Here is a 15,779-nt window from a genome sequence, read left to right as displayed (position 1 = left end):
TCTTGCAGGTGCTATCAGGTAATGATGTGTTGCTGGTTTACAAGCTCGTCGTAGGTGGTCTGAACGTTGTCCAGCGTAACGAGCGCAGATTTAGTGTAGGCGGCTCCCGTGCCGTCACGGTCGATGGAGATCACAGTATTGTTACCGCTTTGTGAAACAGACACATAGTTCCCCAGCGTCGACGCACTACCGTTCCAGCCCACCAGCAGATCGCCAATGTCGATCTTGTCTCCCTGCGTGAGGGAGAAGTTCGTCCAGTGGTCGCCCGTGCTGTTACCTGCGGTAGCGTTACCCGCCGTATTGTTCAACACCTGATAAATCAGCGTGTCGCCGTAGGCCGTGCCGCTAATCACATCGTTATGCTCCGAACTGACAAACTTCGGCGCCATGTCAATGGTCAGCGACGCGGTATCCGTGGTGCCGCTGGCGTCGGTCAGGGTGTAGTTAAAGACCTCCTTGCTGGTAATGGTAGAGAGCGAGATCCCCGGGTTAAGGGTATAGGTGTAACTGCCGTCAGCGGCAATCGCCAGCGTCCCGTAGTGGCCCGTGATGTTGGACATCGTGCTGCCGGTGTACGGATCGAGCGTGGTGGTAACGCCGTCGAAGCCGGTAATGCTCACGCGGGTATCCACCGAGTGCAGCTGGTCCATCGCCCCTGCGGAACCGGTGCCGTCGAAGATATTGCCGTCAACGGTGTGGGTGCCTGTGGCGTCGAACTGCGACAGGGAGTAGGTCGTGCCGTTTACGCTTGGGGTAATGGTGATGTTCCCCACGCTCAGCCCCGGTACGCTGCCGGTAAAGTTCAGCGTATAGGTCCCGGCGTTGAGATCCAGCCCGGTCAGCGGAACGTCGATGCTGCCGCCCAGCAGTGAGCCTCCGCTGAAGGAGCCGCTGCGAATCACATTCGTCCCGTCAGTGATTGACCAGTTCACCGTCAGTCCGCCCAGCGACAGCAGCGAGGCCACGTTAAAGTGCAGCGAGGCGTTATGCAGCGCGGTGTTTGCATCCACCACGAAGGTTCCGCTTCCGCTGCCCTGCGTTGACCCCAACAGGGCGGTAGTCCAGCTGGCGGTGCCGACGGAGGTATCCGTATAGGTTGACGTATGGTGAACCGACGTGACGTCCATCGCGGTGCTGACATCGTTTACCGCATCCATTGGGCGCGCGGTTGGGGTGATGTTCAGCGATGCCGTGTCTTTCGAGCCGTCAGGCGCGGTGATGGTGTAGACGAAGGTATCCGGCGTGCTGATATGGTCCGCGCCGACCCCGCTGTCCAGGGTGTAGGTGTACTCCCCGGCCGCGTTGATCCGCAGCGTACCGTACTCGCCGGTGATCTCCGTCAGACCGCTGCTGTTCACCGCCACGCCGTTAACGTCGGAGACTACGGTACCCGCTGGCGCAATATCATCCGCCAGTACATCCCCGGTCGTGCTCTCGCTCACGCTTGCCACGCTGTAGACATGATCCTGCAAGACGTTCAGCGTGTAGGCCGTCAGCGCGGTGATCCCCGCCGCCGTATTGAGCAGGAACAGGTACTCGCCGGCGGGCAGATTCAGCGTCAGCTGCGAGGAGGTGCCGCCCAGCAGCGGCGCGCGCAGCCAGCCGGGTTCAACGCGCATCTGCTCGAAGGTCTGCGTCGCATTGTTGAACTTATAGATGTAGAGGTCGAACACCGAGGCCAGCGCCACGCCGCCCACGGACGCCTGAACGGTCATGGTGCGGGTGGTGCCTTCTTCCACGTTATAGATGATCGGGTTGGCCAGATCGTCCAGCAGGTTCAGCCCCAGCGTATTGCCAAGGTTGATCCCCACCAGGGTAAAGCCGCCCTGCGACGAGGTGCCGTTGTTAATCGCCTCCACGGTGGTATCGAAGGTCAGCGAGGCGGTATCGTCCACGGCCACGATACCGCTGCTGCTGGTGCCTTCGCCCAGCGACAGAACCAGATTTGCCGAGGCGCTGGTGCCGTTGTGGGTGATGGTGTAGGTAAAGTTCTCCGTGCGCCCAATGACGGCGGCGCTGGTGTTGGTCAGGTTATAGGTATAGCTGCCGTCCAGGTTGATGGTCAGCGTGCCGTACTGCCCCTGAATCACCGTGCCGTCAGCCGTGACGCTGGTGGTGGTGCCCTGGGCGTTGGTGACCGCGGTGACGGTGGTGCCCGCCGGGGCGTTGTCGCTGCCTGCGGTTGGATCCACGTCGGTGATGACGTTCCCGACAACGCTGGTCTCGCCGGACACGGTGCCTGCGCTGGTCTCTTTCACCGCCACATCGAGGCTGGTGTAAGAGCCGGTTGCCAGCAGGTTAGTGTTGTAGCTCAGGACGCGATACTGACCATCCGCCAGGCCGGTCAGGTTCAGCGACACCCCCGTCGCACCGAGGGTCAGCAGGTCAGCGAACTGCGGCTGTCCGGTGTCGACCACGGTGGTCCAGGTGTTGTTGGCGGCGTCAAAGCGCTGTACCACCAGCTCAAGGGTATTGAGCAGGGAGAGTACGGCCCCCGTGGCGTTGGCGTTCACGGCAATATCCGCACTGCCGCCGCTGCCGACGGTGAAACCTACCTGCGCGGTGTCGTTGCCGAGCAGCGTCAGCACGTTACCTACGGCGCCCACCAGCAGGAAACCATAGTCGCTGTACTGCGAGTTGGTCACCGTTGCGGTGGTTGTCAGCGCCAGCTCTTCAACGTTGGTGCTGGCTGAGAGCGGCACCACCGGCGCAAGGGCTGAGCCGGGCAGCGAGACGTTGCCTGCCGCGTCGGTGGCGGTGATTTGCAGCGTCTGGCCTTCCGTCTGTTTATTGAGGAAGGTGTAGCTCCAGGAGCCGTTGCTGTCTGCCGTGGCGGTGACCGTTGAGTTATCCGCCAGACGGATGGTGACGGTACTGCCCGCTTCGGCGCTACCGGTCAGTACACTGCCGTCTGCGTTGAAGGTCCCGGTCGGGGCCGTTGGCGCAGTGAGATCGACAATGACGGTGGTCGAGGTGGAAATCGGGCTGGTGCCCGAGCCGTTGCTCGCCGTGGCGGTGAAGGCATGCGGCCCTTCGCTCAGCACCGGCGTGGTGAAGCTCCAGTTGCCGCTGGCATTTGCGGTGACCGTGCCCATCAGCACCCCGTTGTTATAGAGGGTGATAGTCGCGTTTGGCTGCGCCGTGCCGCTCAGGGTTGGCGTGGTGTCATCGGTGGTTTTCCCGTTGGTCAGGTTGCCCGTCACCGTGCCAACGTTATCGTCGATGTTAGCGATAACCGGCGCGTTCGGGATCGTGGTGATCGGGGCAATCACGGAGGTGGTGATACCTGCGTTACCGGCCTTATCGGTAGCAAAGACAATCAGTGACTCCCCGCCGGTCTGTGGAGGGGTGAGGGTGGCGCTGAAGTTTCCGCTGCCGTCCGCGACGGCCGTTCCAAGCACGGTTCCGGTGCTGCTGGTAATGGTGACGGTACTTCCTGCTTCCGCCGTACCGGTAACCTGCGTCCCGTTGGTGATCACCGCCAGCCCGGTTGGGGCTGGTGGCGGCGTCAGGTCAACGTTGATCGTGATAATCGGCGATGGCGCGCTGGTATTGCCCGCGGCATCGGTGGCGGTGGCGGTGAAGTTATGCGCGCCTTCGGTCAGCGTGGTGCTGGTTTGCGGCAGCGTCCAGTTGCCGTTGGCATCGGCAGTGACGGTTCCTACCAGCGTCGTGCCGTCGTAAATACGTACGGTGGCATTGGCTTCCGCCGTACCGTTTAAGGTCGGACGGGTGTCGTTGGTTGGGTTGGTGCCGGTGACAGGGCCGGTTACGGTTCCCACATCATCCACAATCGAGGTGATTGCCGGTGCGACAGGGGCGGTGGCATCCACATTGATGGTGTAACCCCCGGTCTGCGCGCTGGCGTTGCCCACGGCGTCGGTGGCGGAGAAGGTCAGATTATGCGGCCCGTCAGCCAGCGGGGTGGACGGCGTAAAGCTCCACGCGCCGCCGGTGGCGACCGCGGTGCCAATCTGTACCCCATTGTCATAGATGGTTACCGTCGCGCTGGCTTCTGCCGTACCGGTGAGCGTTGGACGTGCATCGTTGGTTAACCCGCCGTTGGCGACAGGCGTCGCAGCATTACCGACGTCGTCGGTGATGCTGGTCAGCACCGGTAGCGCTGGCGGCGTGGTGTCAATGGTCAGGCTGAAGTCGGCGGACGGCGTGCCGGTGTTCCCCGCCTGATCCGTTGCTTCTGCGGTAAAGGTGTGTGACCCGGTGCCCAGCGGCACGGTGATATCCACGGTCCAGTTGCCGTTAGCATCGGCAGTACCGGTGCCCACCAGCGTAGTGCCTTCGTAGATATTCACGGTGGCCAGCGGCTCGCTGGTCCCCACCAGGCGCGGGAGAGGATCGTTCGTGGTCTGGCCGGAGCCAATCGCCCCGGTGATGGTGCCAACATCGTCAATCGCCTGGGTGATAACCGGCGCGGCAGGCGCAGTCGTATCCACAACCAGCGTAAAGCCTGGTGAGGCAGGACTGACGTTGCCCGCGGCATCGGTTGCCGTGGCGGTCCAGGTGTGGCTGCCGTTTGCCAGCGTGCCGGTGGTGAAGCTCCATACGCCGTTGGCATCAGCCACGGCGGTGCCCACCTGCTGACCATTCTCATAGATGGTGATGGTCGCGTTGGCTGCCGCAGTGCCGTTCAGCGTTGGCGTGGTGTCGTCTGTGCTTTGTCCCGAGGCGACCGGGCCCAGCACGGGACCGGCATTGTCGGTGGCAGGGGTAAAGACTGGTGCGTCGGGCACCGACGTATCCACCGTCAGGTTGAACGGTGGCGAGGTGACCCCGGTATTGCCTGCGGCATCGGTGGCGTTGAAGGTAATGGTATGCGGCCCTTCACCCAGCGCGGTGGTTGGCGTGAAGGTCCAGTTACCCTGGGCGTTGACGACCGCCGTGCCGATTTCCACATCATCGACAATAACGTGCACCGTTGCGCCCACTTCCCCCGTACCGTTGAAGGTTGGACGGGTGTCGTTGGTGGAACCGTTGCTGGCGATGATTCCCGTTCCCGGGCTGACATCGTCTATCACCGTGGTAACCACCGGGGCCGCAGGGCCAGTGGTATCCACCGTAAAGGCGAATACTGGCGAGTTGGCGGAGACGTTTCCGACATCATCGCTGGCGTTGACGCGCAGGTTATACGTCCCGTCCGTCAGAACCGGATCCGGCGTAAAGGTCCAGTTACCGTTGCCGTCGACCGTAGTGGTACCAATCTCCACGCCGTTATTCAGAACGTGAATGGTGGTACCCGCCTGGCCGGTGCCGCTCAGGGTTGGTGTGGTGTCATTGGTGACCTGCCCGGCGGTAAGCGGGCCGGTTACGCCACCCGGAGCGTTGTCGCTGACCGTATCGATCGTCGGCACCTGTGGCGCCGTCAGATCGATATTGATGCTCCAGACGCCGGACGGCTGGCTGACGTTGCCCTGCGGATCCGTCGCTCTGACCGTAAAGTCATGCGTTCCTTCCCCGAGGGCGGTTTCAGGGGTAAATGCCCAGGCGCCGGTACCGTCTGCCGACACCGTACCAATCTGCGTGGCGCCATCAAAAATGGCGACGACGCTGTTCGGCTCGGCGGTACCGGTCAGGGTTGGCGTGGTGTCGTTGGTTGGATCGCCGCTTGGGACAGGCGTTGCCGCATTGCCTGCGTTATCCGTCACGCTGGTAATCACCGGCGTGGTGGAGACGGTGTCGACCACAATGGTGATCCCGGCCGACGGGGTGCTCTCATTGCCCGCCGGGTCGGTGGCGGTCACGGTCAGGGTGTGGCTGCCGTCGTCCAGCGCAGGCGGCGTGTAGCTCCAGGTGCCGGTCGGACCGACAACAACGGTGCCCAGCGGGTCGCCGTCATCGTACACCGTAATAGTGTCCCCGGCCGTGCCTGTCCCGGTCAGGGTAGGACGGTTGTCGTTGGTGCTCTGCCCGTCGGCGATTGGGCCGGTGATCGGACCTACGTCATCAGTCACCGCACCGATGGCTGGCGCTGTCGGGGCGGTAAGGTCGACGGTCACGGTCGCGATCGGCGACTGTCCGCTGGTCGCGCCGGTGGTGGTATTCGTGGCGGTCACGGCAAAGGTGTGTGGCCCTTCCGTCAGCGGCAACAGCGGCGTGTAGCTCCAGTTGCCGTTATCATCCGCAACAACGTTCGTCAGCGGAACCAGCGCCCCATCCTGATAAATGGCGATCACGCTGCCCGGATCGGCGGTGCCGGTAAGGGTAGGCGTGGTGTCATTGGTGGTTTTATCTTTCACGTCGCCCGTGACGGGATCGACGTCATCGTTGATCGCCGTAATCACCGGTACCGCAGGCAGCTCGAGCGGAGAGTCCGGCACGTCAAAGGTGGTTGACGGGCTGGCATTGCCTGCGGGGTCCGTGGCGGTGAGCGTCAGCGTCGCGGCATCCAACTGGGCCGGGGAGAGGGCAATGGAGAAGGATCCTCCCGTCGCGACCCCGGTCCCGATGACATTGCCGTTGGCGTCACGAACCGTCACCGTGGTTCCGTCATCTGCCGTCCCGGTCAGCGGGGTGCCCTCCGCGGCAATGGTGATATTGGTTGGCGTTGCAGGCGGCAGGGTATCCACCGTCACGCTGAGATCCCCGGAGCTGGCGGAGGTATTCCCCGCCGCGTCACTCGCGGCCACTGAGAAGGTATGCGGCCCCTCGGTAAGCGCAGGGTCGGCGGTCCAGGACCATGTCCCGTTCGGCTGAACCTCCACGACCACCGGCGAGGCGACACCATCAACAGAAACGGTGACGCTTGAACCCGGCTCGCCAATACCGGTGAGGGTTGGCGTACCGTCGCGGGTGTAAAGCACGCTGTTGGTCAGCTGGCTGTCAGAGACGGCGTCAATTTGCGGCACGGTTGGCGCCTGCGTATCAACCTCCACCGTAAAGACCGGGCTTACCGGGCTAACGTTACCGGCATCGTCCACCGCGGCGACGGTGATATTCAGCGGGCCGTCGGTCTGCGTCGGCAGGGTATAGGACCATCCGCCATTGACGACTTCAACGCGATCCACTTCCACGCCGTTGTTGTAGATGATCACCGTCTCGCCGGTGGTGCCGGTTCCGCTCAGGGTCGGTGTGGTGTCGTTAGTGGACCCGCCGTTCTGCGCGCCGGCGATGTCGCTGATAACAGGGGTGTCCGGGGCGAGGGTATCGACCGTTATCGTGATACCGGCTGATGGCACAGATTCGTTCCCGGCTTCATCGGTGGCGGTCGCCGTGTATTCGTGCGTCCCTTCGCCAATGTTGTTCTCAGGACGCCAGCTCCAGTTACCGTTACCGTCCACCGTAACGCTGCCCACGGCCTGCGGCTCGCCTGTACCCACCTGGTCATAGATGGTAATGACGTCATTCGGCGTACCGGTGCCGCTCAGGACCGGACGCGGATCGTTGGTGGATTCGCCATCCAGCACGGGGCCGGTGATCTGGCTTACGCTGTCTGTCACCGTTGGGGTTCCCGGCTGGGCAGGCGCGTCGGTATCAATGGTAATGGTCACCGGCGTGGACGGGGCGCTTTCGTTCCCGGCGCTGTCCTGGTTGGTCACCGTAAGGGAGAGATCGTAGGTGCCGTCAGGCAGCGGAGTGGTGGGTGTCCAGCTCCAGTTACCGTCGCCATCGATCTCGGCTTCACCAATTTTGGTGGCACCATCGTAAATGTTGACGGTATCGCCCGGCGTGCCCGAGCCGCTCAGGGTTGGCGTGGTATCCCGGGTGGTCTCCCCAGGATTCAGGGCCGTCCCCGGCGTGCCGCCGTCCGGGTTGACGGTGATCTCAGGAATATCCGGCGTTGCAGGCGCGGTGGTGTCGATCGCCAGTTCAAACGGCGGCGAAATGGTGGTGTTACCCGCCTCATCCGTTGCGTGGACCGTCAGCGAGTGCGGGCCGTCCGTCAGCGGCGTGGTTGGCGTGAAGCTCCAGCCGCCGCTGCCGTCGAGCACGGCCGTGCCGAGCAGGGTGGTTCCGTCATAGATCGTGATGGTGGTGCCGTCCGGTGCGGTTCCCTGCAACTGCGGCAGCGTGTCGTCGGTGGTGTCCCCGCTGTTAAGCGGAAGCTGCACGGGCCCCACGTTATCGAAAACGGTGTCAATGGTGGCCGCCGGTGGCGGAGTCGTATCGACGGTAAAGGTAAAGCCGGCTGATGGTGCGCTGGCGTTACCGGCCGCATCGCTCGCGACGACGGTGAACGTATGCTGCCCGTTCACTAATGGGGTAGTAGGCGTGAAGGTCCATGCGCCACCGCTGTTGACAACGGCAGTACCAATATCCTGTCCGTCCAGACGGATCGTCACGGTGGAGCCCGGCTCGCCGGTACCGTTCAGCGTCGGGAGCGTGTCGTTGGTGGTTTCATTGGTGTCGAGCGCACCCGTGCGGCCCGGTACGTCATCAATGACCTGCGTAATGGCCGGCGCGCCCGGGGCGGCGGTATCCACCGTGATGCTCCAGGTGTTCGATGTCCCGCTGAGGTTATTGTTGGCGTCAACCGCCGTCGCCGTCAGTACGTGCCCGCCGTCCGGTAGCGCGGTTTCCAGCGTGATGGACCACTGACCGTTCGCCGACACGACTGCGGTGCCAATTTCGGTAGTACCGCTGTAGAGGGTGATGGTGGTGCCAGGCTCGCCCGTTCCGTTGATGGTTGGCGTGCTGTCGTTGGTGAGACCGTTCTGGCTGACAGGACCGGTGACGCCGGGGGCATCATCCACCACGCCCGTGATGACCGGGGTTTGTGCCGCGGTGATGTCCGGCGCGTCAAACGGCGCGGTCGGGCCGGTGTTTCCGGCGGTATCAGTGGCATCGGCGGTCAGGGCTTCGCCGTTGGCTTTCGGCGGGATCAGATCTACGCTGAAATTCCCCTGATCGTCGGCGACCGCTTCCCCGACCTTCACGCCATTTTCACGAATGGTGACGGTACTGCCCGGCTCGGCTGTACCGGTTACGGTGGTGCCGTCGGCAGAGATCACCACGTTTTCCGGCGCCAGCGGTGGGGTGCTGTCTGGCGCGTCGGCAAAGCCAGACGGGCTGGTGTTGCCGCTGCCGTCGGTGGCCGTCACTTCAAGGGCTTCGCCGTTGGTCTGGGCTGGCGAAATCGGGATGGTAAATGTGCCGTCCGGACCGGCGGTGGCCTGGCCGATGATCGTACCGTCCGGCGCTTTAATGATAATCGTGCTGTTTGGCTCGGCGGTTCCGCTGACGCTGGCCCCGTCTTCCGCCACCACCAGGTTGCCCGGTGCGGCAGGCGGGGTGATATCCGCTGCGTTAACCAGCGCCGGTGAGCTCTGGTTGCCTGCGGCATCGGAGGCGACCACGGAGATAATCTCACCGTTGGTCTGCGCAGGGTTCAGGTTGGCGACATAATTGCCGTTGCTGTCGGCAGTGGCGGTCCCGATTTGCAGCCCGGCATTGTTGGTGATGACGATTTTACTGCCCGGCTCGGCGGTACCGGTGATCTGGGTGCCTGCGGAGTTGATCGTCGCAACCGGCATGTCTGGCGGCGTAAGATCGACGGTAAAGTTGATCGGCTGAGACAGACCGCTCTGGTTGCCTGCCGCATCGGTTTCCCGCAGGGTAATCGAGTGTGTGCCTTCTGCCAGTGGACTCGTCGGCGTGATGCTCCAGGTACCGTTCGGCAGAACGGTGGTGGTGCCGATAACAACGCCGTTATCGTAAACCGTGATCGTGCTGCCCGGTTCGCCTCTGCCCGTCAGGCGCGGCTCTGAGGCATCGGTAAATTGCCCGGCACCGATCGCCCCTTTCAGTACGCCCGTGTCGTCGTTAATGATAAATCCGGAAGGCGTTTGCGGCGCGGTGACATCTACCGTGACGGTAAAGACCGGCGAGGCCGGGCCAGTGTTACCGGCGACGTCGGTGGCGCGCACGGTAAGCTGGTGGCTGCCTTCGCTCAGATTCACCGACGGCGTAAAGCTCCAGCTTCCGTTACTGCCCACAACCGCTGTGCCAATGGCAATGCCGTTATCATAGATGGTGACCGTCGAGCCCGCTTCCGCCGTGCCGGTGAGCTGTGGCCGCGGGTCGTTGGTGCTGCTTCCACTCCCGAGCGTGCCGGTGCCAGGCGCAACATCATCGGTGATGCTGACGATCGCTGGCGCGCCAGGCGCGACGGTATCGACCACGAAGGTTACCGCCGTGGACGCCGGGCTGGTATTGCCTGCGGCATCGGTCGCGGTGGTGGTAATGGCGTGGTTGCCTTCAGACAGGTTGGTCGACGGGGTAAAGCTCCATTTCCCGGTGGCATCGGCTGTGGCGGTGCCAATCGGTTTCCCGTTGTCATAGAAGGTAATGACGGTGCCGGCTTCACTGATGCCGCTGAACGTCGGACGCGCATCGTCCGTGCGTTGTCCGTTGCTCAGCGGGCCTGTTTCGGCGCCCACGTTATCATTGACGGTGACAATCTCGGGTGCATCCGGCGCGGTTAAATCCGGTGCCGTGACCTGAACGCCCGGGCTGGTATTGCCGGACGGATCGGTGGCGGTAGCGGTGATCTGTTCCCCGTTGGTGAGCGACGTACCGAGATCAATCGTAAATTTCCCGTCGCTGCCCGCTTTGCCCGTTCCGATGGTGTTGCCATCGGCATCTTTCAGGGTAACGGTGCTGCCCGGCTCAGCGGTACCGGTGACGGTTTTGCCGTCAGGGGAGACCTCCAGATTGGCCGGGGCATCCGGCGCGGTGAGATCCGGTGCCGTAACCTGACCGCCCTGGCTGGTATTGCCGGACGGATCGGTGGCGGTGGCGGTGATCTGTTCCCCGTTGGTGAGTGGCGTACCGAGATCAATCGTAAATTTCCCGTCGCTGCCCGCTTTGCCCGTTCCGATGGTGTTGCCATCGGCATCTTTCAGGGTAATCGTGCTGCCCGGCTCAGCGGTACCGGTAACGGTTTTGCCGTCAGGTGAGACCTGTAGATTGGTGGGGGCATCCGGAGGCGTGGTATCTGGCTCGGAAGGATTTCCCGGATTGCCGGGATTCGGACTGTTGTTATCGTCATCCCCGCCACCTCCACCGCCGGTTCCCGCCGCAATGGCAATCCCACCTGCGACGGCCAGGCCACCCAGCACCCAGGGCCACGCTGCGGCGCCGCCGGTATCACTCCCTGACGCCGCCAGTAGGGCGTCCGTGGAGGCGATGGATTCATAGGTGGCGGCACCGGTTGGATCTTCAATCCACCACAGCGCACCGTCGCTCTCCTCAAGCACCAGCTGGCTCACGCCCTGCGCGTCGGTGACGTAGAAATTCTTGAGGGTAATCACTTCGCCCGAGTGGAGGGTAATCACCAGATCGTTTCCGCTGCGGGAGTAACCTGAGATATCGGCGCGATCCACGTTAAGTTTAACAATAGACGAATGGCCGAGTGTTACCTGTGTTCCCTCCGTGGTCGTTTCCACGCCAGTTAGTTTCGATATAACAGATATTTGGCTCATACAGTTATTACTCCAGCAGAGTTATTGTTTACGGCGTGTCAGACGTGGCCATATTTTCTGGAGGGATGAGGGCGCTCCCGGCGAAAATACTGTGAATAAAACAGTATTTACCGTTGCTTTCTTTAGAGCGACCGAGACCCGCCAGCAATCAACGTGGCAACATCAGGGCGAAGCTAATTATTTACATGAGTAACTGTTATTTATTTATATTTTCGTAATTTATAAACCTTATTATTTGTGCAGGTATTATTTGTTTTGCTGTAAAAATGATATAGCTATAAATATCTGAATGTGCAAATTAAGTGTCTGTAAACCCTGCACTGTGATTGCAGAGAAAATTAATTGATAGCGCGAATATATTTTGTTGGCTATGCGGGCCGCGCCACAGAGGCGTTGGCGTACAGGCGGTCGGGATTAGGTAGTGGAGGAAATGAGAGGGGGATAATACTGAATACATAGGCTTTATTTATAATTACAGCGAATATTAATGACTGCTTAATAATGATTTAAGTTAGGGTGAATCATCTGCTGTATGATATATTTCAAAGAATTGCATTAATGAAATATATTTTCGGTTTGGGTTTGGATTCTGCTACGCATAAAAATAAACTGTCGACTTCACATATTTCATAAATAAAAAGGCCGCAAATGTGGCCTTTCTGAGGGGGGAGGTTTAGCCGAAAGAGATAATCCCCATTTCAATCAGTGCGGCGAGCGTCAGAAGAATAAAGAGGATAACGACTATGGGTCTGTACATTTGATTTTCCATCCATGTTTATCATGCAATCCGTTTTATGTGCATCATTATTGATGATGGTGCAGGCGATCCCTGCCCCCCTATTTTGCGCCACTTTGCCGTAAAAATCAGTTAGCTGCTGGCACTTTTTCTACTTTTTCTCCGGCCCGACGGGCCGTGGCTGGCAGGATGTCGGCATCCGCCACGTAGCCATCAGGATCGAGACAGCGATTGTGTTCTCTCGCCTGGTGCAGGATCGCTTCGTCCCAGTACAGGCGCTTACGCTGATCGCCCCGGGTCGTCAGAATAAACTCCACATTGCCATCAACCGCGCGGTAGCGGCGCCAGCTGTTTGCCGGAATGGAGATCACCGAACGTTCCGGGGCGATAATGCTGACTTCCTTACCCGCCTCGTTCCAGGTCACCTCCAGCTGGCCTTTAAAGACCATGATCACCTGAATATCCGGGCAGAGATGGCGACCGACAATGTGGTCGTCAGCAAGACGCAGCCATTCGACGGAAAAACCGTGCGGGCTCAGGATAGCGGGAGCGGAATCCCGATCCTGTGAAATGCCGAAACCGATAACCGGCGCAATTTCGCCGCCGTGTCCCGGCAGCACCGAGTCCAGCAGTCCCTGCGCTGACCAGCAGCGATCATCGCCGGTTACCGCACGCTGGCGCATCTCCTCAACGCTGTAGTCACGCAGACCGGCAATATATTGCTCTGACAGCGGCGTCAGCAGCGTGGCGGGATCGGGCATTGGTTCACCTGCCTCCTGCGCAATCAGCATATTATCCTTGCTGAGATACATACCGTACTCGCTGGCGGCCGCCAGCACTGACGGGTGCCAGATGATGCCGCCCGTGTTGTCCCCGCCGAGCACGGTAAATACCATGCCGCAGGTATCTTCTTTACTGACGTTGGTGAAACCGCGGAAGATCCAGGTCGGTATTGAGAGGATGGTGGGCGCGCTAAATTCAGCTTCATGCTCGCCGTTGGCGCCCCAGCGAAAACGCCATGTCCCTTCATGGATGAGGAACACTTCTGCGGTGAAATGCAGATGCAGGTTATTGGTTACCCCTTTCGGCATAGCCGCCGCGCCAATGTTAAAGCCGTGCGGCTCGGGGATATTAACAATCTGCTCGCTGGACTGGGTTACACCCGGGCCGATGAAGGAATAGTTTTGTTTGAGATGCGAACCGGGCAGCTTGCAATCAATAAAGGCAAGATTGCAGGAAACCATATCGTCGGGGGCGATTAACCGTGTTCGTGCCTGGCTCTGGCTAAGATGGATAGTTTTCATCATTTCTCCTTTTAATAACCGGATGCACCGGTGGTAGGGATGGCGTTGCCGCGGGCGAGAGCAATTGCTTCACGTGAGGCGCGACCCAGCTGCATAACGTCGTTTGCTGGGGTAACAAACTGGAAACCGTGCGCAATACGCGCTGCGGCGGCCGCGCCGGAAGTGCAGAAAATACCGGCAATCTTCTGCTGCTGGCGGCAGCAGTGAATCACCCGCTCAATAGCAGCAAGCATTTCGGGATGTTGGGATTCGGCGCTGGCGCTGCCGGTCAGCGTCAGCGAGAGATCGTTGGGGCCAATAAACACACCGTCCAGTCCTTCGGTATCAAGGATGGCGTCAAGATCCGCCAGCCCTTCGCGGGTTTCGATCATTGCCAGCGTCAGGATCTCGTCGTTAGCGTGCTGTGGATAATCGCTGCCGCCGTAGAGTAGACCTCTGGCCGGACCAAAGGAGCGAACACCCAGCGGTGGATAGCGACAGGCAGCGACAAAACGGCGAGCCTGTTCCGCGCTGGAGATCATCGGACAGATTACGCCATACGCGCCGGCGTCTAATACGCGCATGATTTGCGCCGGATCGTTATCTGCCACCCTCACCAGCGGCACGGCAGGCGTGCTCGATAGCGCCTGTAGCATCGACAACGCGCTGGCAAAATCAATCATGCCGTGCTGCAAATCGACGGTGACGGCGTCGTAACCCTGATGGCCCATAATTTCCGCGCTATACCCGGACGGGATCGCCAGCCAGCCGTTAACGATCGGGGTATTTTCCAGAAATGCGGTCTTTAAACTGTTTTTGCGCACTGTATGCACTCCGTTATCCACTGACGCAGCAGCGGCGCGATCTCATCCGGGGTTTCCAGCGGAATAAAATGCCCGCCAGTCTCCACCGTATGCCTGGTCACGTTCGCGTTGCCTGCTGCCAGTAGCTGATGATGATGGGGCGTGCAGATAACGTCCTGCGCGCCGTTTAGAAGTAAAGTGGGGCAGGAGAGGGCGTTAAACGCAGCCCGGTTGTCCTGCCGGTGAATGGCCATTTCCGTTTGCTCCGCAAAGGTCTCAATGCCGCACTCTTGCGCCATTCGGCAAATAGTCTCTTGCAGGATCCGATCGGACAGACGTGACGGGGCGACATAGCTCTGCCACAGCGAGGAGACCAGCCAGTCGGCCAGGCCCCGCGCCTGTGCGGTGTGTACCGCTTCCCGGCGTGAAGCAAGGGTGTCTGGCGCAACGGGCAACGGATTAACGGAAATCAGCGTCAGCCCGTTCACTCTTTCTGGCGCGTCGGCGGCCATTTGCAGCGCGACAATCGCGCCGAGCGAAAAGCCCGCCAGCAGAAAGCGCGGCGGCAGAACCTTTAACAACCGCCGTGACGCCTGCGGCGCGGACTCTGCGCCCGTCAGCGTGATGCACAGCACCGCTGAGACGTTCAGCCGTTCAATGACGGGCTGCCAGAGCCGGGCGTTACAGAGCGTGCCGCCAAGCAGCACCAGCGGCAGATCGGTATTGTCCAGAAGCGGATATTCCATTGCATCCCTCATGTAGCCGTCCAGCCGCCGTCAACCATCAGGGCGCTGCCGGTTATCAGCCCGGCGGCCTCAGAGGCGAGGAACACTACCGGCCCCATAATGTCCTCCAGCCTGCCTGGCCGGCGCAGTTTGATGTTGTCCAGCACATAGCGGCGAAATGCCGGGTCGGCGAGCGACGAACGCGTCAGGTCGGTTTCAATGAAGGTCGGGCACAGCGTATTGACGCGGATCCCCGCATCGCCCAGCTCCAGCGCCATCGTTCGGGTTAACCCTTCAAGCGCGAATTTGGAGGCACAGTACACGCTACGCTCGGGGCCACCAACGTGTCCCATTTGCGATGAGATGTGAATAATCGATCCCCCCTTACCGCCCGCCCGCATTCTGCGCGCCACATGCTGGCTGATAAAAAAGGTGGCGCGCAGGTTAAGCGCCATCACCGCATCGAAATTATCCTCGTTCACCTCAAGAAACGGCTGGTGGCGGGCCAGCCCGGCACTGTTCACCAGAATGTCGGGCGTGGGCAACGTCGCCAGCACACGCGCCACCTCCTGAGTGTCGGTAATATCCAGTTCCAGCGGGTGAAATGCGAGACTGTGTTCCGCTGCCAGACCTGTGGCATGCGCCAGCGCCTCGCGGCCCCGGGCGGCGATCCATACCTCTGCTCCCGCCTGTGCGAGGGCGACGGCGGCGGCGAAGCCAATCCCTCTTGACCCGCCGGTCACCAGCGCGCGTTTGCCGTGCAGGGTGAAAGAGGGCGTTTGCAAAAGCGTCAT

The 15,779-nt window shown here is 60.9% G+C and carries 5 protein-coding genes; all 5 read right to left on the bottom strand.

Annotated elements, in window-relative coordinates; translation table 11 throughout:
• Positions 1-14: 14 nt before the first annotated feature.
• The 5 genes from L379_RS05930 to L379_RS05950 all read right to left on the bottom strand — a co-directional run bounded on the left by L379_RS05930 (position 15) and on the right by L379_RS05950 (position 15,779).
• Positions 15-11,438 (bottom strand): BapA/Bap/LapF family large adhesin, encoded by an 11,424-nt coding sequence (locus tag L379_RS05930; RefSeq protein WP_032654713.1) that lies wholly within the window; start codon positions 11,436-11,438, stop codon positions 15-17.
• A gap of 864 nt (positions 11,439-12,302) precedes the next feature.
• Positions 12,303-13,478 (bottom strand): cupin domain-containing protein, encoded by a 1,176-nt coding sequence (locus L379_RS05935; RefSeq protein WP_032654711.1) that lies wholly within the window; start codon positions 13,476-13,478, stop codon positions 12,303-12,305.
• Between the two features lie 11 nt (positions 13,479-13,489).
• A complete protein-coding gene (locus tag L379_RS05940; RefSeq protein WP_032654707.1) occupies positions 13,490-14,281 on the bottom strand; it encodes an HpcH/HpaI aldolase family protein in 792 nt (263 codons plus the stop codon).
• Complete coding sequence (locus tag L379_RS05945) at positions 14,263-15,006, bottom strand: alpha/beta fold hydrolase (RefSeq protein ID WP_032654705.1); 744 nt, start codon at positions 15,004-15,006, stop codon at positions 14,263-14,265. Before L379_RS05945 ends, L379_RS05940 begins: the two co-directional genes overlap by 19 nt.
• An 8-nt stretch (positions 15,007-15,014) precedes the next feature.
• On the bottom strand, positions 15,015-15,779 hold the full coding sequence (locus L379_RS05950; RefSeq protein WP_015571632.1) for an SDR family NAD(P)-dependent oxidoreductase: 765 nt from the start codon (positions 15,777-15,779) through the stop codon (positions 15,015-15,017).

This window comes from Enterobacter sp. MGH 33 (assembly GCF_000534535.1).
GTDB classification, from domain to species: domain Bacteria; phylum Pseudomonadota; class Gammaproteobacteria; order Enterobacterales; family Enterobacteriaceae; genus Enterobacter; species Enterobacter hormaechei_C.
Note: the sequence above shows the minus strand (reverse complement) of the source record. Positions and strands in the feature narration are given on the sequence as shown.